The 1,412-nt window shown below is 66.2% G+C and carries 2 protein-coding genes; both read left to right on the forward strand.

Features of this window, described 5'->3' with window-relative positions:
- A partial coding sequence (locus ACIRS4_RS37000; protein ID WP_404204471.1) for a hypothetical protein occupies positions 1 to 203 on the forward strand: 203 nt, incomplete at its 5' end.
- A gap of 102 nt (positions 204 to 305) precedes the next feature.
- Positions 306 to 1,412 (forward strand): sulfatase-like hydrolase/transferase (locus ACIRS4_RS37005; protein ID WP_404204473.1); only part of this gene is annotated, 1,107 nt, incomplete at its 3' end.

The following is a 1,412-nucleotide window of genomic DNA, read 5'->3' on the forward strand; positions in this document are numbered from 1 at the left end:
CCATGGCGGCCCTGCCCGCCGCCGCCCTGACCGAGCAGCGGGCGACCGCCACCCAGGCCGTCGAATCCATCGAAGCCGCGGTGGCGCAATATGTTTCGGCCGCCACCCAGCGCACCGCGGCCGAGGTGAACGCGGGGTTGACGGCGGCGCGGGCGCAACTCGACATCCAGGCCGAGATCCGTAAATCCCTCGAGGCGGGCTGAAGCAGCGGACACACCGTCTCCAGCCGGGGACGACCATTGCACTACCCGAACCACCCGGTGTGCCTTGCACGCTTGCTTCCGATTCGCCTTTAGCCTGCAGTAATGCAGCCGAGCGATGAGGATCAGAACCCAGAGGTCGGATCTGGCCGCGAGACCGGGGATCCGGGCGCCAAAGTGTCCAGGCGCGGGATGCTGCGCGGTATCGCGGCGGCCGGGGCGGGCGCCGCGGTTGCAGGACCACTGCTCGCCGCCTGCGGCAACTCGAAAAGCGACGGGCCACCCGGATACGGGACCGGGATCAACGACGGCTTCGACGGCAAGATCGAACTCGACGTCCGCGACTCCACACCGGACTGGAAGCCGTTCGAGCTGAAGAAAGCCCCGGATGGCGCACCCAACATCCTGGTGATCCTGTTCGACGACACCGGTCTGGCGTCCTGGTCGCCGTACGGCGGGCGGATCAACATGCCGACCCTGCAGAAGCTGGCCGACAACGGCCTGACCTACACCCAGTGGCACACCACCGCCCTGTGCTCGCCCACCCGGTCCTGCTTCCTCACCGGCCGCAACCATCACGTCAACCGTTTCGCGTCGATCACCGAGGGCTCCACCGGATTCCCCGGCTCGGCCGCGCGGCTGCCGGCCCAATGCGCCACTATCGGGCAGGTCCTGCAGGACAACGGCTACAGCACCTTCTGGCTCGGCAAGGAACACAACGTGCCTATAGAAGATGTCTCCAGCGGTGGCAGCAAATCGGAATGGCCGCTGCAGAAAGGGTACGACCGGTTCTACGGCTTCCTCGGCGGCGAAACCAACCAGTGGTACCCGGACCTGGTCGAGGACAACCGGTTCATCGACCAGCCCTACAGCCCCGAGCAGGGCTATCACCTGTCGAAGGACCTCGCCGACAACGCGCTCCGCATGCTGCGCGACCAGCGGTCGACCAATCCGTCGAAGCCCTGGTACATGTGGTTCTGCCCAGGCGCGAATCATGCGCCGCACCAAGTTCCCACCGAATGGGCCGACAAATACAAGGGCAAGTTCGACGACGGCTACGAGGCCTACCGCGACTGGGTGCTGGCCCGGATGATCGACAAGGGCATCATGCCCAAGGGCACGGCGATGACCCCGATCAACCCATTACCCGAGGACGTGGCGGTTCCCGCGGACGCGATGCGGCCGTGGAACACCCTCAATGCCGACGAGAAG

The sequence above is a fragment of the Streptomyces sp. NPDC101166 genome, assembly GCF_044768125.1.
In the GTDB taxonomy this organism is placed as follows: Bacteria; Actinomycetota; Actinomycetes; order Streptomycetales; family Streptomycetaceae; genus Streptomyces.